Raw genomic sequence first — 18,881 nt, forward strand, 5'->3', positions numbered from 1 at the left:
ATCACCCGGTCACGATGGAATGACGCATAATGTTACATATTAAAAAAGGTGCACTTTTCGCCTTAACTGCTTTCTCCGCAACAGCTTCTTTTACCTTTCCTGCTCACGCCAATGTTGTGGCTTCACTGAAACCGGTCGGATTTATCGCGGCGGCCATTGCTGATGGCGTGACCCCGGTCGATGTTCTGCTGCCGGACGGGGCCTCGGAGCACGATTATGCCCTGCGCCCATCTGATGCAAAACGCTTAAAAAACGCGGACTTAGTTGTTTGGGTCGGGCCGGAAATGGAAGCCTTTATGGCGAAGTCTGTGGCTGAACTGCCGGCTAAAAAAAATCTGTCGATGGCCGATATCAATGGGGTGAAACCGCTATTGATTAGCGGTGGTGAAGATGAAGATGAACACACAGCGGAAAAATCCGAAGCCGCAGAGGCCGATGCCCATCACCATCATCACGGCGAGTTTAATATGCACCTCTGGTTGTCGCCGGAGATAGCGCGGAAAACCGCGGTTGCAATCCATGAAAAATTATTGGAACTTATGCCGCAAGATAAAGCCAAACTTGACGCCAACCTCCAGCAGTTTGAGGTAACTTTGGCGGACACGGACAAACGCGTTAACGCACAACTCGCGCCGGTCAGAAATAAAGGATATTTCGTTTTTCACGACGCTTACACGTACTTTGAAAAACACTACGGTCTCTCGCCCACCGGGCATTTTACCGTCAATCCTGAGATTCAACCGGGCGCTCAGCGTTTACACCAGATACGAACACAGTTGGTTGAGCAAAAGGCGGTCTGCGTCTTTGCTGAGCCACAATTCAGGCCAGCAGTCATCGATGCTGTCGCCCGCGGAACGCAGGTGCGTAAAGGTACGCTCGATCCGCTGGGAACAGACATCAGCTTAGCTAAAGATAGCTACGTGAAATTCCTCTCACAGCTGTCGAGCCAGTATGCAAGCTGCCTGAATGGAGCATGAGGAATAGGTAAAAGTGCAGCAGATAGCCCGCTCTGTCGCCCTCGCATTTAATAATTTGCCGCGCCCCCACCGCGTTATGCTGGGTTCTTTAACTGTTGTGACACTGGCCGTCGCCGTCTGGCGGCCTTACGTCTATCACCCCACCGATGATGTGACGCCTATCGTCAAAACCATCGAGCTGGATAAAAACGAACTCCGTACGCTGCTGCCGGAAGCCAGTGAGCCGATTGATCAAAGCACACCGGAGCCGGACGAAGAGCTGCCTGCAGACGACGTCGATACCGGCGTGCCTGACACCCCAGGCGTTCATGAATACACGGTCTCCTCCGGCGATACGCTGAGCAGTGCGCTGAATCAGTATGGCATCGACATTGGCGACATCAATTCGCTGGTGGTCAGCGACCGTGATTTACGCAACCTGCAGGTCGGGCAGCAGCTGAGCTGGACCCTGGCCGACGATGGCAGCCTGAAAACCCTGAGCTGGGAGATCTCCCGCCGCGAAACCCGTACCTATGAGCGCACCCCAAAAGGTGGCTTTAAAATGGACGCGGAGTTGCAGAAGGGCGAGTGGCGCAACAGCGTGCTGCAGGGCGAAGTGCGCGGCAGTTTTGCCGCCAGTGCCCAGCGCGCCGGGTTAAGCCGTGCCGAAGCCAGCGGCGTGATTAAAGCGATGCAATGGCAGATGGATTTCCGCAAGCTGCGGGCCGGCGATCAGTTCAGCGTGTTAATGTCACGTGAAATGCTCGACGGCAAAAGCGCCCAGAGCCAGCTGCTGGGCGTACGCCTGCGCAGCGGAGGTAAAGATTACTACGCCTTCCGTGCTGAAGATGGCAAATTCTACGATCGCAACGGCTCCGGCCTGGCGCGCGGCTTCATGCGCTTCCCGACCGTGAAGCAGTATCGCGTCTCCTCTAACTTCAACCCGCGCCGTCTCAACCCGGTGACCGGACGCATCGCGCCGCATAAAGGCGTCGACTTTGCGCTGCCGATCGGCACGCCGGTGCTGGCAGTGGGCGACGGGGAGATCGTAGTGGCGAAGAACGGCGGGGCCGCCGGTAACTACGTGGCGATCCGTCACGGTCGTCAGTATATGACGCGTTACATGCACATGAAGAAAGTGCTGGTGAAGCCGGGACAAAAAGTGAAACGCGGCGATCGCATCGGGCTGTCAGGCAACACCGGCCGCTCAACCGGGCCGCATCTGCACTTTGAAATCTGGATTAACAACCAGGCAGTCAACCCGTTAACGGCGAAGCTGCCGCGGATGGAAGGCCTGACCGGCAAAGATCGCAGCCAGTATATGGCGCAGGTGAAATCCTGGCTGCCGCAGCTGGGGCTGAAATAAGCGTATTTCGCCAAATCGCGCAGAAACCGACGGCAATCCCGTCGGTTTTTTTCTATCTGGCGCACGATGATTGCAAATTTGCCCGTCGTCACTATCATTAGCCGGTCATTGCTTGAGGCGAGTGCATGGAAACCCGAAAAAAAAATAACGCTGAATTTATTCCTGTTTTTGAACGTTCATTTCTCAAACCTAAATACTGGGGAAGCTGGCTGGCGATTGCTGGACTGGCCGGTATGGCGATGTTACCGCCCAAAGTGCGCGATCCGCTGCTGGGTCGTTTAGGCCGCTTTGCCGGCAAGCTGGCGAAAGGCGCACGTCGTCGTGCCCTGATCAATCTCTACTATTGCCTGCCGGAACTGAGTGAGACCCAGCGTGCCGCGCTGGTTGACGAGATGTTCGCCACGGCACCGCAGGCGATGGCAATGATGACCGAGTTAGTGCTGCGCGATCCGGCCCGTATTCGCGAGCGCGTAGAGTGGCATGGCCGTGAGATTATCGATCAGATGCAGGCTGAGCAGCAGAACGTCATTTTTCTGGTGCCACACGGCTGGGCAGTGGATATCCCCGCGATGCTGCTGGCATCGGAAGGGCAGAAAATGGCCGCGATGTTCCATAACCAAAGCGATCCGCTGCTCGATTATGCCTGGAACACCGCGCGTCGCCGTTATGGCGGCCGGTTACATGCCCGCAATGACGGTATCAAACCCTTTATCAGTTCCATCCGTCAGGGCTACTTTGGCTACTATCTGCCCGATCAGGATCATGGCCCGGAGCACAGCGAGTTCGTGGACTTTTTCGCCACCTATAAAGCGACGCTGCCGGCACTGGGCCGTTTGATGAAGCTGTGCCGCGCCCGCGTGGTACCGCTGTTTCCGGTCTATAACAGCGACACGCATAAGCTGGAAATCTATGTGCGGCCACCGATGGACGATCTGCTGGAAGCGGATGACCATCAGCTGGCGCGCCGGATGAATGAAGAAGTCGAAATTTTCGTGCGCCCGCATCCGGAACAGTACACCTGGATACTGAAGCTGCTGAAAACGCGCAAAGGCGACGATATCGAACCCTATTCGCGCAAAGAACTCTACCCGCGCAAATAGCAAAAAGGCCGCGCAAGCGGCCTTTTTCTTACAGTGCTTCCAGCTTACTGCGCCGTTTGCGTTCCCGCATAAACACAATTACCAGACCAAACCACAGCACACCGCTGATAAAGTTAATCAGACAGAACCACAGCGTGCCGCCACTGAAGTAGCCACTTTTCGCCAGTTCAATGCCGATAGCCAGCGTCAGAATGCTGATCATTCCCAGCATCGCCGCCACGCTGCCTTTGCCTTCATCGCTGGCGTAAAGCGTCAGGCGATAGAGTCCGGCATTGACCATGCCCGCGCCAAAGGCGTACAGGCTGAGCCCGGCGGTAATCAGCAGATAGCCGTGACTGTTCATCAGGCTCGCCACCAGCGCCAGGCTCAGCCCGATAAGGATCGGCCAGGCGGCAAACTTCACCGGCTGCTCAATCGGCACCCGTCCAGCCAGCTTACTCAGCGTCAGATTACCGGCGATCATCGCCAGGAAGACCGGCAGCTGCAGCAACGCATACTGCATACGCGACAGCCCTTCGTCATGCATCAGGATCACCGGCGACAGCGCCACCCAGGTGAGGATCGGGATAAATACCAGGCCGATAGCGAACGATCCCGTCATCACCAGCCGATCTTTCATCAGACGACCGTAGTTGCGCGCCAGATTCGGCAGCGCAATCGAATGAGTGCGATCGCCGGCGGTTTCCGGCATCACTCGCCACAGCACCACGAAGGCCAGCAGGCTACAGGCAGCGAACAGCCAGAACATGCTGCGCCAGCTGCCGACGGTGAGCCAGGCGGCGCCCGCCAGCGGACCGGCCAGCGGGGCCAGCAGCGCGACGTTGGCCATCAGCGCCATCATTCGTACCGCCAGCGCTTCATCAAACGCCTCCTGAATCGCCGCATAGCCGACCGCACCGATAAAGCACAGGCTGATCCCCTGCACAAAGCGCAGGCTGACAAACTCTTCAATAGAGCTGACCCAGTTCGTCAGCAGACAGGCGGCAGCAAAAAACAGGATACCGAACAGCATGACCGGACGGCGGCCAAACTTATCCGAGAGCGGGCCCAGCAGCCATTGCAGCACCACGCCGCCAATCAGGTAGGCGGTCAGCGAGGTAGAGACCCATTCCGGGCCGACGTTAAATTCTGCCGTGACGATCAACATACCCGGCTGGATCATGTCATGGGCAATGTAGGTAGCAAATTCGAATAACACTAATGCCAGAGGAAATAACAATACCCGGCCGGTGAGCTGGCTGATGGGGTGAAAACGGGCCATCTGGCCTCCTTGTCAGAAAAGAAAACGCGACTGGCAGGCAGTCGCGTCTTTTATTCTACACTGGCAATCTCAACCCGGTGTCAATTAATCCACGCGCAGCACGCGAGTGGTATTGGTGGTGCCGGTGGCGCCCATGACGTCGCCCTGAGTAACAATCACCAGGTCGCCTGAGACCAGGAAGCCTTTATCACGCAGCAGGTTAACCGCATCGTGCGCGGCCGCCACACCGTCGTTGTTGCTGTCAAAGAACACCGGCGTCACACCGCGATAGAGCGCGGTCAGGTTCAGGGTGCGCTCATGACGTGACATGGCGAAAATCGGCAGGCCGGAGGTGATACGGGAGGTCATCAGCGGCGTACGGCCCGATTCCGTCATAGTGATGATGGCGGTCACACCCTGCAGGTGGTTAGCGGCATACATCGACGACATCGCAATCGCTTCTTCTACGTTGTCGAACTGCACATCCAGACGGTGCTTCGAGACGTTAACGCTGGGGATCTTCTCTGCGCCAAGGCAGACTTTAGCCATCGCCGAAACGGTTTCTGCCGGATACTGACCGGCGGCGGTTTCAGCCGACAGCATCACGGCATCGGTTCCGTCCAGCACGGCGTTGGCCACGTCCATGACTTCTGCACGGGTCGGCATTGGGTTGGTAATCATCGACTCCATCATCTGAGTGGCGGTGATGATGGTACGGTTGAGCTGGCGGGCGCGACGGATTAAGGCTTTCTGAATCCCGACCAGTTCCGGATCGCCAATTTCCACGCCGAGATCGCCACGCGCGACCATCACCACATCAGAGGCGAGAATAATGTCATCCATCGCTTCCTGACTGGCCACCGCTTCGGCACGTTCTACTTTCGCCACCAGTTTGGCATCGCAACCCGCTTCACGGGCCAGACGACGCGCATAGTTCATGTCTTCGCCACAGCGTGGGAACGAGACCGCCAGATAGTCGACCTTGATTTTCGCCGCGGTGATGATGTCTGCTTTGTCTTTTTCAGTCAGCGCTTCAGCCGACAGGCCGCCGCCGAGCTTGTTAATCCCTTTATTGTTCGACAGCGGGCCACCGACGGTCACTTCGGTGAACACTTTCATCTCCTGCACTTCCAGCACTTTGAGCTGCACGCGACCATCATCCAGCAGCAGGATGTCGCCAGGCACGACGTCGGCTGGCAGACCTTTATAGTCGATACCAACGCGCTCTTTGTCGCCTTCGCCTTTACCCAGGCTGGCATCCAGCAGGAAACGATCGCCGATGTTGAGGAAAACTTTGCCTTCTTTAAAGGTAGAAACGCGAATTTTTGGACCCTGCAGGTCACCGAGGATCGCGACATGGCGACCCAGTTTTGCCGCAATCTCGCGCACTTTATCTGCACGTAGCTGGTGATCTTCTGGCGTGCCGTGGGAGAAGTTGAGTCGAACAACGTTAGCGCCAGCCGCGATGATTTTTTCGAGGTTATTATCACGATCGGTAGCCGGGCCGAGGGTTGTTACGATCTTGGTTCTTCTGAGACGTCTTGACATGAAGGACTCCGTTAACAAATAAGCCGGTCCTGATCTCCGGACGCGGCATGGTTAGCTATTCTATATGATCGATGGGTTGTGATACGACTCACATTGTAAATGTGATGTTAATTATTTTGTTGTGTATCTTGTTCCCGAATGGCGTGCTTTTCGTAACGCGACGCTTTCAGCGCCTGTTTAACGCGCTTGAGGTTTTCCCGGAAAGGCGTTCCGCGTTCCAGAGTGAAACCGGTCGCCAACACATCGATCACGGTCAACTGCGCCAGGCGCGACACCATCGGTAGATAGACATCAGTATCTTCCGGTACATCAAGCACTAAAGCCAGCGCGGCTTCGTCGGCAAGGGGCGAGTCGGGAGAGGTGATGGCAATAACGGTGGAACCGTTTACACGGGCCAGGCGAGCCAGTTCTACCATATTTTTTGTGCGGCCAGTATGTGAAATGAGAACAAAAACGTCACCGGCTCGACTATTTATACAACTCATGCGCTGGATCACAATATCGTCCGACCAGAAGACCGGCAAATCAAAGCGCAGAAATTTTGTGAAGGCGTCATGCGCCACCACCGCTGAAGCGCCCAGACCAAAAAAAGCGAGTTTATCCGCCCCGGTCAGCAGCGTGACTGCCTGCTGCAGACGCGCGGCGTCCAGCCGGTTGCGGACCTGTTGCAGGCCAGCCAGCGCCGAATCAAAAATTTTATGGCTGTAGTTTTCCACATCGTCATGCTGCTCTACGCCACGGCTGACCCAGCTGCTGCCTTTCACCAGGCTTTGCGCCAGCTGCAGTTTGAAGTCCGGAAAACCGCGCGCGCCTAACCGATGGCAAAAACGGTTGACCGTGGGTTCGCTGACGCCCGCTGCGCGCGCCAGTGTGGCAATGCTGGAGTGCATCGCAGCCTGCGGCGCTGCCAGAATCTGCCCGGCCACTTTCTGTTCCGCTTTACTCAACGCAGCCTGCTGCGCCTCAATCTTTTCCAGCATATTCATAAGTGGATGACCATTATCACTTTTATCGATTTCAATTATTGCTGTCGCTGGCAGCCATTAACAGAGACTATATCGCGTTAGCGCGGGTCGGGCGCAAGGGCGGATAAGCCGGACGCGCTTTTTTTTGGCATACTTTGAGCGGTGCCGGATTTTGCCTGACAACATCAGACACAGAAAAAAGCAGAAATGCGCACGCGTCATCACACGCGCTGACACTATCCGGTACAGAGTTAATGCGGTTGACCCGGCGCGTCGGTTTACCTGGCGCGGGGAAAAAAGTACATTGTGCTGAAAGAAAATAACAACCTGGACCCGGTGGCAGAGGATGCATCACCATCGGATTATCCTGCAACGAGGAGAGGAAAATGGCGGTTACACAAACAGCCCAGGCATGCGATCTGGTGATTTTCGGTGCCAAAGGCGATCTTGCACGCCGTAAACTGTTGCCTTCACTGTATCAGTTAGAAAAAGCGGGTCAGATTCACGAAGAGACCCGCATCATTGGCGTAGGCCGCGCCGAGTGGGACAAAGCGGAATACACCAAAGTGGTACGTGAAGCGCTGGAAACCTTCATGAAGGAGAAGATTGACGAAGCGCTGTGGGATAAGCTCAGCGGCCGTCTCGACTTCTGCAACCTCGATGTGAATGACACCACGCACTTCCCGAAACTGGGCAAGATGCTGGATCAGAAAAAACGCACCACCATCAACTATTTTGCCATGCCACCGAGCACTTTCGGCGCCATCTGTCAGGGTCTGGGCACCGCGAAGCTGAATGCCAAACCGGCGCGTGTCGTCATGGAGAAGCCGCTCGGCACCTCACTGGAAACCTCACAGGAAATCAACGATAGCGTCGGTGAGTATTTCGATGAGAGCCAGGTGTTCCGTATTGACCACTATCTGGGCAAAGAGACGGTACTGAATCTGCTGGCACTGCGCTTTGCCAACTCGATTTTCGTCAATAACTGGGACAACCGCACCATCGACCACGTACAGATCACCGTGGCGGAAGAGGTCGGGATTGAAGGCCGCTGGGGTTACTTCGACAAAGCGGGCCAGATGCGTGACATGATCCAGAACCACCTGTTGCAGATTCTGACCATGATCGCCATGTCGCCGCCTTCCGATCTCAGCGCTGACAGCATCCGTGATGAAAAAGTGAAGGTGCTGCGTTCGCTGCGTCGCATCGATCAGACCAACGTGCGTGAGAAAACGGTACGTGGTCAGTACACCGCGGGCTTCGTGCAGGGTAAAAAAGTGCCGGGCTACCTTGAAGAAGAGGGTGCCAATAAATCCAGCGCCACCGAAACCTTCGTCGCCATCCGGGTGGATATCGACAACTGGCGCTGGGCGGGCGTGCCGTTTTATCTGCGCACCGGCAAACGGTTACCGACCAAATGTTCAGAAGTGGTGGTCTACTTTAAAAACCCTGAGATGAACCTGTTTAAAGATTCTTATTCAGAGCTGCCGCAGAACAAGCTGACCATTCGTCTGCAGCCGGATGAAGGGGTGGATATCGAGATCCTGAACAAAGTGCCAGGCCTCGACCACAAGCACAAGCTGCAGACCACTAAGCTGGATCTGAGCTACTCCGAAACCTTCAACCAGTCGCATCTGGCGGATGCCTATGAACGCCTGCTGCTGGAAAGTATGCGCGGCATTCAGGCGCTGTTTGTCCGCCGTGACGAAGTGGAAGCGGCCTGGACCTATGTCGATTCCATCATTGAAGCCTGGGCGGCGGATGGTGATTCCTCCAAACCGTATCAGGCCGGCACCTGGGGCCCGGTTGCCTCGGTGGCGATGATCACCCGCGATGGCCGTTCGTGGAACGAATTTGAATAACGGAACCTCTGAGGCCCGCACTGTGCGGGCCTTTTTTTTGTCCGACGCAAAGGCAGAAAAGTGAACTGGCGTTTCAAAAATCGCGTCGGGCGATGGACGCTCAGGAACCGGATCATGTATGGTAGTGGCGCAATTGACAGGGCAGGAGCCGAGGCTCCATGACCGGGCCGCTAATCCCGGTGTTATCAAGCAAGGGGAAGTGATGAAGAACTGGAAAACAAGTGCTGAACAGATTCTGACCACCGGACCGGTCGTGCCGGTGATCGTGGTAAACAAGCTGGAACACGCGGTCCCGATGGCGAAAGCGCTGGTCGCGGGCGGTGTCCGGGTGCTGGAAGTGACGCTGCGTACGCCGGTGGCGATGGATGCGCTGCGTGCGATGATCAAAGAAGTGCCGGAAGCGATTGTCGGTGCGGGTACAGTGATTAATCCTCAGCAACTGCAGGAAGTGACCGAGGCGGGCGCGCAATTTATCATCAGCCCTGGCGTCACGGAGTCGTTACTGAAAGCTGCCGTTGAAGGCCCGGTTCCGTTGATTCCTGGCATCAGCACCGTTTCAGAACTGATGACCGGCATGGACTACGGCCTGCGTGAGTTCAAATTCTTCCCGGCGGAAGCCAACGGCGGTGTGAAAGCGCTGCAGGCGATTGGCGGGCCTTTCCCGCAGGTGCGTTTCTGCCCGACCGGCGGTATCTCTCCGGCCAACTACCGTGACTATCTGGCGCTGAAAAGCGTGCTGTGCATTGGCGGTTCGTGGCTGGTGCCTAACGATGCGCTGGAAGCGGGCGACTGGGATCGGATTACCCGACTGGCGCGTGAAGCGGTAGAAGGGGCGAAGTAAGTTCTGGCGGTGAGCCGAGGCTCACCGCCTTGATATTATCCCTCGACCTTCACCGCTGCCGCGCTGGCGACCGCACGCGCAATCGCCTGAGTGGTGGTGTCACCGCTGGCCAGCGCCACGCCCAGCCGGCGCTGTCCGCTGATCTCTGGCTTGCCGAACAGACGCAGTTGCAGACCGGCACCCAGCGCCGCCCCGACATTCACGAACTGCACATTCTGGCTGGTCAGCTGCGGCAGGATCACCGCCGACGCAGCCGGACCATACTGGCGAATGCCGCCAATTGGCAGACCGAGGAAGGCCCGGACGTGCAGCGCAAACTCCGACAGATCCTGTGAAATCAGCGTCACCATGCCGGTGTCATGTGGACGTGGTGACACTTCGCTGAAGATCACCTCATCACCACAGACAAACAGCTCAACGCCAAACAGTCCATATCCGCCCAGCGCCTCAACCACCTGCGCTGCAATCGCCTGCGCCCGCTGCAGCGCCAGATCGCTCATCTGCTGCGGCTGCCAGGATTCACGGTAATCGCCATCTTCCTGACGATGACCAATGGGTGCGCAGAAATGAATGCCGTCCACCGCACTGATGGTCAGCAGGGTAATTTCAAAATCAAAGGTCACGACGCCTTCGACGATCACCCGACCGGCACCGGCACGGCCGCCTTGCTGCGCGTATTCCCATGCGCTGTCCAGCTGGCTGGCATCACGGATAAAGCTCTGGCCCTTGCCGGAGGAGCTCATCACCGGTTTCACGATGCAGGGAAAGCCAATCTCCGCGGCAGCCTGGTCGAAACGCGCTTTGCTGTCGGCGAAGCAGTAACGGGAGGTCGGCAGTGACAGCTCTTCGGCAGCCAGACGACGAATACCTTCACGATTCATGGTCAGCTTTGCCGCCCGGGCAGTCGGCACCACGCGCTGTCCCTGCTGCTCCAGCGCCACCAGGGTGTCGGTGGCGATGGCTTCAATTTCCGGCACCACGAAGTCAGGTTTTTCCTGCGCGATCAGCGCGGCCAGCGCCTCGCCATCCAGCATGTTGATCACATAGCTGCGATGCGCCACCTGCATCGCCGGGGCATCGGCGTAGCGATCAACGGCAATCACTTCCACACCCAGACGCTGACACTCCAGCGCCACCTCTTTACCCAGTTCACCTGAACCTAATAGCATCACACGCGTGGCCGCAGGGCGCAGCGCAGTTCCGAGAGTCGTCATAAATTCACCTAAGCAGTCACAAAATGCGCGCGCAGTATAAACGAAAACGATTGCGTACTCATCTTTCTTACCGAACGCTCCGCCGTTTGCCTTACTTTTCCCGCTCTGACGTTTCCTGACATCTTTTTCGTCAGGATGACGGACTACCATCTTAAACAGGAGTGGATGATGAACAACTGGTTGCAACAAATTCAGTCGGTACTGGCGAAGAAGGGCGGCGACAGCAAGTCTGGCGGTGGTTTAAGCGATATGCTGGCACCGGGCGCGTTGGGCGGCCTGGCGGGTATGCTGATTTCCAGTAAATCGTCGCGCAAACTGTTAACCAAATATGGCGGCAAAGCGCTGATCATTGGCGGCGGTGCTGCCGCAGGCGCGGTGCTGTGGAACAAATATAAGCAGCGGGTCAGCGAAGCGCACCAGAATGAACCTGACTTTGGCGCAGCGCAGACGCCCATTGACCTGCGCGCCGAACGTCTGGTCACAGCGCTGGTATTCGCCGCCAAAAGTGATGGCCATATCGACGATCAGGAACGGGCAGCGATTGAGCAGAATATTCATCAGTCTGGTTACGGTCAGGAGGCGGAACAGCTGATTCAGAAAGCGATGAACCGCCCACTCGATCCGCAGTGGCTGGCCGCCGACGTAAAGAACGAAGAGGAGGCGCTGGAGCTTTACTTCCTGAGCTGCGCGGCGATCGACGTCGATCATTTTATGGAACGCAGTTACCTGTCGGCGCTGGGCGATGCGCTTAAAATCCCGCAGGATGTCCGTGACGGTATTCAGCAGGATATCGTGGCAGAGAAGGCCCGCTTACCCGCCAGTTAATCCCCCACTGGCCACCTCCGGTGGCCAGCTTGCTGTTTCCGTACCAGTTGAAGCTTGGCTTCCTGCGCCTTTGGTGCCACGCTTACAGATCATTACTTTCACGGAGACGGATGTCATGAAAGCACCCATCGCAAAGAAAATACCGCATGAGATGACGCTGCATGGTGAAACGCGCGTCGATAACTACTACTGGCTACGCGACGACAAACGTGAAGATAACGAAGTTCTCGATTACCTGCGGGCTGAAAATAATTATGGCCGTAAAATCATGGCCTCTCAGCAACCGCTTCAGGAGCGGGTACTCAAAGAGATCATCGATCGTCTGCCGCCGGAAGACCATTCGGTGCCCTATGTGAAGAACGGGTATCGTTATCAGAGTCGCTATCAGAGCGGCAATGAATATCCGGCTTACTATCGGCAACCCGCCGACAGCGCGGAGTCTGATGAATGGACCTTGCTGCTCGATGCCAATCAGCGCGCCTCCCACAGTGAGTTTTACACCATGGGCGCGCTGCACATCAGCCCGGATAACCAGGTGATGGCGATGGCAGAAGATTTTCTGTCGCGGCGGCAATATGGCATTCGCTTCCGCAATCTGCACAGCGGCAGCTGGTATCCGGAAGTGCTGAGCAACGCCTCCTCCAGCTTTGCCTGGGGTAACGATTCCCGCACCGTCTACTATGTGCAGAAGCATCCACAGACGCTGCTTTCTTATCAGGTCTGGCGGCATGAGCTGGGAACGCCGCAGTGCGACGATCAGCTGGTGTATGAGGAGAAGGATGATACGTTTCACCTCAGCGTGCATAAAACCACCTCAAAACAGTTCATCCTGATCGCGCTGTACAGCACGACCACCAGTGAAATTCAGCTGATCGACGCTAACTTCCCGGATGCGCTACCGCATGTGTTCCTGCCGCGCCGCCGCGATCATGAGTACAGCCTCGACCATTACGATCACCAGTTCTTTATCCGCTCGAATCGCGACGGCAAGAACTTCGGGCTTTATCGCACCCGATATCTGCCTGAGTCCCGCTGGGAGACGTTGATCCCGGCGCGGGATCATGTGGTGATGGAAGATTTCCAGCTATTCCGTGACTGGCTGGTGGTTGAGGAGCGCCAGCGCGGCCTGACCAGCCTGCGCCAGATTAACTGGGCCAGCGGCGAAAACAGCGGCATCGCGTTTGACGATCCGACCTATGTTACCTGGCTGGCCTATAACCCGACGCCCCGCACCAGTAAACTGCGCTACGGTTACTCGTCAATGACCACCCCGACCACGCTGTTTGAGCTGGATATGGATACCGGTGAACGCCGCATTCTGAAACAGACGGCGGTAAAAGGCTTCGACGCGGACGACTACAAAAGCGAGCATCACTGGATCAAAGTCAGCGATGGCACCGAAGTGCCGGTTTCGCTGGTCTATAACCGTAAATACTATCAGCCGGGCCAGAACCCGATGCTGGTCTACGGCTACGGTGCGTATGGCAGCAGTATGGATGCCGATTTCAGCGTCAGCCGTCTGAGCCTGCTGGATCGTGGCTTTGTCTATGCGCTGGTTCAGGTTCGCGGCGGCGGCGAGTTAGGCCAGCAATGGTACGATGCGGGCCGCCTGCTGAATAAGATGAACAGCTTTACCGATTTTATCGACGTAACCCATGCGCTGGTGGCGCGTGGCATCGGGCATCCCGAACGGCTCTACGCGATGGGTGGCAGCGCCGGTGGCCTGCTGATGGGCGCGGTGATCAATATGGCACCGCAGCGTTTCCACGGCGTGGTGGCGCAGGTGCCGTTTGTGGATGTGGTGACCACCATGCTCGATGAGTCGATCCCACTGACAACCGGCGAATATGATGAGTGGGGCAATCCCAATCAGGCGGAATACTATCACTATATCCGCCAGTACAGCCCTTACGACAATATCGAAGCCAAAGCCTATCCCCATTTGCTGGTGACGACCGGCCTGCACGATTCGCAGGTACAGTACTGGGAACCGGCAAAATGGGTGGCGAAGCTCAGATCAATGAAAACCGATAATAACCTGTTGCTGCTCTGTACCGACATGGATGCCGGTCACGGCGGCAAGTCCGGTCGCTATAAAGCCTACGAAGGGGTGGCGATGGAGTACGCCTTTATCCTCGGACTGGCGCAGGGGACGCTACCCCCGGCCGGAGACTACTGATCCTCGCTGAGGCATTTCCGCAGCGCCTGCCGTAATGGCGGGCGCAGATCGGCCACGTTATCCAGCATCCATTTCAGGTAGCCCGGATCTTTACGGGCGATCACTGCAATCGCCTGACCACGATACTTGCCGAATGGCAGAACATCGTCACGCTGCGCCGCCGGTTGCGAGCGCACAATCATCTCGGATGCGCTCCAGCCTGAGGTTTCCATAATGCGTATTAACAGCGCGGCGGTGACATAACAGTCATAGAGCGCGCGGTGCGCATGCAGGTCGGCGGGCGGCGTGACGTCCAGCTTCAGCGAGTGCCGCAGCGCCTGATTGCCATATTTGATGCCCGGCCACAGCTGACGCGCCAGCTGCATGGTGCAGATCCACTCACCGTACATCTCAGGCAACATGCGACGATCGAAGCTGGCGTTATGCGCCACGTAGAAGGCGCTGCCGTGGTAGCGGGAAATCGCCTGTTCAATGGTCGGCTTGTCGGCCACCATCGCTTCGGTAATGCGATGCACCGCCATTGCCTGCCGGCTGATAGGGCGGTCAGGCAGGATCAGATCGCTCATCGGGTTAACAATCTGGCCGTTGATCACATCCACCGACGCCACTTCCACCACGCCGCCCTGCAGGCCGCAGGTTTCGGTATCAATTACGCGTAACATCATTATTTCATCTTCGGTTCATAAGGCAGGCGCGACAGGCTGAGTGACGCCTGGCGATAGTGCATCAGACGCTGACGAAACCAGTCGCGTAGCGCCTCGGGCTGTTCCTGAGCGACCATCTCTGCGACCACCGGCATGTTATAGCGCTCTTTGAACGCCACACCCGCTGCCGCCAAATCGACATTGATTTTGTCTTTCTCTTCCCGGGACAGCCGGGCAAGGTTATGACTCATAGTGTTCTCCTGATGATGTGGGGCAAAAGTAATGTTTTCCCCGGCCTGAAGCAAGGGTTAAGGATCGCATCGCTGGCCTCGACACCATAAAACGAGCAGCGTATCCTTTCGCCACGTTTGTCGCGTCAACGGTTGTTAAAAGGATGATCTTATGCAGAAAAAAGCGGTTTCCCGCATGATCGCTGCGCTGGCGGTTGTCGCTGGCCTGAGTTTCAGTCAGTTTGCGCTGGCCCATGCTCATCTTCAGTCATCAAATCCGGCGGCTAACGCGCAGGTGACCTCTTCAGCGGATGCGCTGACGCTGAATTTTAGCGAAGATATTGAGGCGGCATTCAGCGGCGTGACCTTGCTGGATGCGGCACAACAGCCGGTAGCGACCGGCAAAGCGCGTGTCGCGGCGAAACAGGCCAGTCATCTGATTATTGATCTGCCGCAGCCGCTTAAAGCCGGTGACTATCAGGTTAACTGGCATGTGCTGTCGGTTGACGGGCATAAAACCTCAGGAAGCTACCGCTTCAGCGTGAAATAATCGTGGTGGAGACCCTTTGGGTAAGCCTGCGCGGGCTGCATTTTGCCGCTCTGATGCTGCTGACCGCGAGTGCAGGTTACTCTGCGCTACTGGCACCGGCACGCTACCGTCCACGGCTGGCGATTGGCTTAAACCCCTTGTTGCAGTGGAGCGCGTGGCTGGCGCTGCTGAGCGCACTGGCGATGCTGGCCTGCCAGAACGTATTGATGAGCGGCGACAGCGCCAACCTGGCCGAGGGTGCCATCTGGCTGGCGGTGCTGGGTACCCGCTTTGGCGTTGTGTGGCAATGGGAGATGCTGTTCAGCGTTTTAGCCGTCGCAGGGCTGTGGCTGAACGGGCGACTGCGAGCGCAGACGTTACTGCTGACGGGCGTGCTGCAACTGGCTTCTCTGGCCTTCACCGGACATGCAGCGATGCATGAAGGCTGGCCCGGCCTGTTACACCCGTTCAATCAGGCTTTGCATCTGATTGCGGCGGCGTTCTGGGCTGGTGGTTTGTTACCGCTGCTGTTATTGATGCGCGAAGCGCGGCAGATTGAGCGCCGCACGGATGCTATCCGTACCATGATGCGTTTTTCCCGTTATGGTCATCTGGCCGTCGCGTTAACGCTGCTCACTGGCGCGATCAACAGTCTGATGATCCTCGGCTGGCCGCTGACGTGGCCCGATTCACCTTATGTGATATTACTGCTGTGCAAGGTGTTGCTGGTGGCGTTAATGGTGCTGGTGGCGCTGATCAATCGTTACTGGCTGGTGCCACGCTTTCGTCTGGCGGGCAGTGGGACGCAGCAAAAATTTATCCGCATGACCCAGCTGGAACTGCTGCTGGCGTGTGGAGTGGTTGGGCTGGTCAGCGTTTTTGCCACGCTGTCGCCAGCCTGAATATTATTTAAGAGATGCGTAAAGGTAAGTTATGTTGCTGAAGAAAGTGATTCCCGCAGTCCTGTTGTTATCCCTATGCGGCCAGGCGCTGGCGGCGCAGATCATTACCGTCAGCCGTTTTGAAATCGGTAAAGACAAATGGCCGTTTAACCGTGAAGAGGTGATGCTGACCTGTGAAAAAGACGGTTCGCTGTTTGCCATTAACCCCAGCACCCTGATGCAGTATCCGCTGAATGACAAAGCAGAGCAGCTGTTCAAAAACAAACAGGTGAAAGCACAACCGATCAGCGTGATTCAGAGTGAAGATAAAGCGAATCCGGGCCATATGATGAGCCTGCAGCCGATTGTTGAGCGCACCCAGGCGCTGTGCGGTAAATAAACCCGCCGGGTACAGTGCCACGCTGTACCCGAATTCCACTGTTTTCTGCCGTTGCGATCACAAACTGTTCCAGATTCCGGTCTCCAGCCTCGCGCTGACTGGCAAATCCTGTGCGCTGATCTAATCTTAACGTGTAAGGCGAAACCGCCTTCATGAATGCCAACTTTTAGCGCACGGCTCCTTGAGAGCCATTTCCCTGGACCGAATATAGGAATCGTATTCGGTCTTTTTTTGTTTAATTATCAAGATAAAAATCAGATCCACAAGATTCCCTATCCGATATTGTCCTTTCAGACCATCGCAGATTTTCCTCTCCGGAATGGAGATACTTTTCAGTCATCATTTCTGGCTGATGTCCTGCTGTGTTTAGCGAATAATTTGTCACATTCACTTTCAACGGTCGCACCGGCAGTTAACTGATTCCAGAAAAGATGAGGGGATTAATGATTAGCCCGATATCGGCATTGTTCCGCGTTTTAACGAACCCTTCAGCCAGACTATCGGAGTAAAAAAATCATCAGGGCTGATCATGCAGATGCTTACGAGACGGCAGGATCAATGCCGGGTATTATGATTTTATCAGAATGAGCTTTATCGGGTCTGACATACAATCGGGTTAAAATCCTTTACAGATTATTGAATTGATCAATTCAAAGGTGTCATGGTAATCCATTATTAATACAATTAATTGCTTATCTCAGGAGGTCAGGGTTATTTGCGTGGGGTTGTGATGCAGACAGGAATTTATAGTCAGAAAGGGTTCGTCACACCCATCCTCCCTGACAACTTAACTCAGTTTAAGGCGAATTTAAAAAAAAGATCAACGCGCACGCAAAAGCCACCTTAACTTTGTTCAGAACGGTCTCCCCCGAAAGTTAACTTGATCCTCGGTATCCCAACCATTAGCGAGTTTTTTTGCTCAATAGATAGCCGTACTTCAGGATACCGTAGCCAGCAGGTTGTGGTTTACATCACGGTTAAATGAAGGCAGATACAAGAAATTTTATCATCCTGTTGCTAGGGCGAATCCCCTGTTCAGCAGAGATCAATCTGATAAGTAATTTGAAAAGCCAGGTTACGTCGACAGGCCTTAATTGGTGTTATCCCATTTTGATGATTGAGTGCCCTATCTATCCTAAGTAACAAATAAAAAGTTGTTGCCAAATATCGCGTTGAAAAATTTGTTACATAAAGCGGTTAATTAAATGCCTGATCATCAGGTGTGCGTCAGGTCTCATTATTTTAGAAGTAATAGGATAAAGAGGGTTTTTTTGTCACCATTTGAAGTTTATTTTTTCCTGTAAATTATTTAATTTCCTTTGCTATCATAGGCTTTATTGGCTTTTATTAAAGCAGGGTTTGATTTTGAGGTCGGTTTGCTTAAATGGTATAAACAACCTGCAGCGCTGCTTCCTTTAAGCTTGATACTTCTTTGGGAGATTTAAAATATGGAAATTTTAAACATTATGCAGTCAACCTTTGTTGCTGGTGCAAGGGGGGCCTGTGGTCCTGCCTATGCTGGTGCCGGCGCCCGACAAAGCCAACAGGGTGGTGGCAGTGGCAATCGCACCGCTGGCAGTAATGGAAATGATGACATTTATGCAGGTACCGATGACTGTGTGATATCAATTGGCTCAGGCGCGTTGGGCGGTATAAAAGGCGAGCCAGGGGGAGCATTCATCGGTGACCTGTCAAACGGGTATAGCGCATGTATTGGTAGCTCAAACAATGGTACTGGGGGAGGGGCATCTCAATCAGGGGCCGGAAACTGCTCTGGTGGAATAGGTGGCGTATGCAATTAGAAAAGCATGCAAAAAAAATCACCTGGCTTATAGATTTTGCGGTAATGGCCCTGTGCATCGTTTTTAATGTGTCTTTTCTGCATGGTGTTTGCCTGTGGGATTCGACGTATTTTGACATACCGAGAGATATTTCCAGATATGCATTATACCTCACTAGCCTTATCGGGGCTGTGACGATAAGTAATAAGGTCGCTGATTTTTTAATACGATGTATTATAAAATCCTGATGGGCTGAATTTAAAGTCCACCCCGGTGGACTTTTTACTACTTTTTCTCTCACTATTCATAATGCTGAGCCA

Annotated in this window: 16 protein-coding genes; 10 read left to right on the plus strand and 6 right to left on the minus strand. The window is 55.2% G+C overall.

All coding sequences use genetic code 11. The annotated features are described in order from the left end of the window. Positions 1 to 29: 29 nt before the first annotated feature. From znuA to lpxM, 3 genes are all read left to right on the plus strand, one after another. The gene (gene znuA, locus LZU96_RS09010; RefSeq protein WP_233987940.1) at positions 30 to 977 is read left to right on the plus strand and encodes a zinc ABC transporter substrate-binding protein ZnuA; all 948 of its coding nucleotides are present in this window, start codon (positions 30 to 32) and stop codon (positions 975 to 977) included. Positions 978 to 990: 13 nt separating this feature from the next. Then, a complete protein-coding gene (gene mepM, locus LZU96_RS09015) occupies positions 991 to 2,322 on the plus strand; it encodes a murein DD-endopeptidase MepM (RefSeq protein ID WP_233987941.1) in 1,332 nt (443 codons plus the stop codon). Between the two features lie 125 nt (positions 2,323 to 2,447). Beyond that, the gene (gene lpxM / locus LZU96_RS09020) at positions 2,448 to 3,422 is read left to right on the plus strand and encodes a lauroyl-Kdo(2)-lipid IV(A) myristoyltransferase (RefSeq protein ID WP_233987942.1); all 975 of its coding nucleotides are present in this window, start codon (positions 2,448 to 2,450) and stop codon (positions 3,420 to 3,422) included. Positions 3,423 to 3,450: 28 nt separating this feature from the next. On the opposite strand, the gene LZU96_RS09025 is transcribed toward lpxM, so the two are convergent. The 3 genes from LZU96_RS09025 to LZU96_RS09035 form a co-directional block, all read right to left on the minus strand. Further along, entirely contained in the window at positions 3,451 to 4,683 is a 1,233-nt protein-coding gene (locus LZU96_RS09025) for an MFS transporter (protein WP_233987943.1), read from the minus strand. An 84-nt stretch (positions 4,684 to 4,767) separates the two neighbouring features. Then, positions 4,768 to 6,210 (minus strand): pyruvate kinase, encoded by a 1,443-nt coding sequence (gene pyk, locus LZU96_RS09030; RefSeq protein ID WP_233987944.1) that lies wholly within the window; start codon positions 6,208 to 6,210, stop codon positions 4,768 to 4,770. 107 nt (positions 6,211 to 6,317) lie between these two features. Further along, complete coding sequence (locus LZU96_RS09035) at positions 6,318 to 7,196, minus strand: MurR/RpiR family transcriptional regulator (RefSeq protein WP_233987945.1); 879 nt, start codon at positions 7,194 to 7,196, stop codon at positions 6,318 to 6,320. A 365-nt stretch (positions 7,197 to 7,561) separates the two neighbouring features. On the opposite strand from LZU96_RS09035, the gene zwf reads away from it, so the two are divergent. Together zwf and LZU96_RS09045 are read left to right on the plus strand one after the other, a co-directional pair. Further along, the gene (zwf, locus tag LZU96_RS09040; protein WP_031377491.1) at positions 7,562 to 9,037 is read left to right on the plus strand and encodes a glucose-6-phosphate dehydrogenase; all 1,476 of its coding nucleotides are present in this window, start codon (positions 7,562 to 7,564) and stop codon (positions 9,035 to 9,037) included. A 202-nt stretch (positions 9,038 to 9,239) separates the two neighbouring features. After that, positions 9,240 to 9,878, plus strand: a complete 639-nt coding sequence (locus tag LZU96_RS09045; protein WP_094119984.1) for a bifunctional 4-hydroxy-2-oxoglutarate aldolase/2-dehydro-3-deoxy-phosphogluconate aldolase — start codon at positions 9,240 to 9,242, stop codon at positions 9,876 to 9,878. Positions 9,879 to 9,913: 35 nt separating this feature from the next. Here LZU96_RS09045 and purT read toward each other — a convergent pair whose 3' ends face one another. Beyond that, a complete protein-coding gene (purT, locus tag LZU96_RS09050) occupies positions 9,914 to 11,092 on the minus strand; it encodes a formate-dependent phosphoribosylglycinamide formyltransferase (protein ID WP_233987946.1) in 1,179 nt (392 codons plus the stop codon). Positions 11,093 to 11,260: 168 nt separating this feature from the next. Between purT and LZU96_RS09055 the strand changes: the two genes are divergently transcribed. Further along, positions 11,261 to 11,917, plus strand: coding sequence for a tellurite resistance TerB family protein (locus LZU96_RS09055; RefSeq protein ID WP_094119983.1), 657 nt, complete (start codon positions 11,261 to 11,263; stop codon positions 11,915 to 11,917). Positions 11,918 to 12,032: 115 nt separating this feature from the next. Then, positions 12,033 to 14,096, plus strand: coding sequence for a prolyl oligopeptidase family serine peptidase (locus LZU96_RS09060; protein WP_233987947.1), 2,064 nt, complete (start codon positions 12,033 to 12,035; stop codon positions 14,094 to 14,096). On the opposite strand, the gene exoX is transcribed toward LZU96_RS09060, so the two are convergent. Together exoX and LZU96_RS09070 are read right to left on the minus strand one after the other, a co-directional pair. Beyond that, on the minus strand, positions 14,090 to 14,758 hold the full coding sequence (exoX, locus tag LZU96_RS09065) for an exodeoxyribonuclease X (RefSeq protein WP_233988168.1): 669 nt from the start codon (positions 14,756 to 14,758) through the stop codon (positions 14,090 to 14,092). The two genes, LZU96_RS09060 and exoX, sit on opposite strands and share 7 nt — an antisense overlap. A gap of 2 nt (positions 14,759 to 14,760) precedes the next feature. After that, the gene (locus LZU96_RS09070) at positions 14,761 to 14,991 is read right to left on the minus strand and encodes a DNA polymerase III subunit theta (protein ID WP_094119981.1); all 231 of its coding nucleotides are present in this window, start codon (positions 14,989 to 14,991) and stop codon (positions 14,761 to 14,763) included. A gap of 151 nt (positions 14,992 to 15,142) precedes the next feature. On the opposite strand from LZU96_RS09070, the gene copC reads away from it, so the two are divergent. The 3 genes from copC to LZU96_RS09085 are packed head-to-tail and all read left to right on the plus strand — an operon-like array spanning position 15,143 to position 16,780. Continuing rightward, the gene (gene copC / locus LZU96_RS09075) at positions 15,143 to 15,520 is read left to right on the plus strand and encodes a copper homeostasis periplasmic binding protein CopC (protein WP_233987948.1); all 378 of its coding nucleotides are present in this window, start codon (positions 15,143 to 15,145) and stop codon (positions 15,518 to 15,520) included. A gap of 5 nt (positions 15,521 to 15,525) precedes the next feature. Next, entirely contained in the window at positions 15,526 to 16,401 is an 876-nt protein-coding gene (gene copD / locus LZU96_RS09080; protein ID WP_233988169.1) for a copper homeostasis membrane protein CopD, read from the plus strand. Between the two features lie 31 nt (positions 16,402 to 16,432). Further along, positions 16,433 to 16,780 carry a YebY family protein gene (locus LZU96_RS09085; RefSeq protein WP_233987949.1) on the plus strand — a complete coding sequence of 116 codons (348 nt, stop codon included), beginning with the start codon at positions 16,433 to 16,435 and terminating at the stop codon, positions 16,778 to 16,780. Positions 16,781 to 18,881: the final 2,101 nt, after the last annotated feature.

The sequence above is a fragment of the Pantoea agglomerans genome, from assembly GCF_021397715.1.
Classification (GTDB): domain Bacteria; phylum Pseudomonadota; class Gammaproteobacteria; order Enterobacterales; family Enterobacteriaceae; genus Pantoea; species Pantoea astica.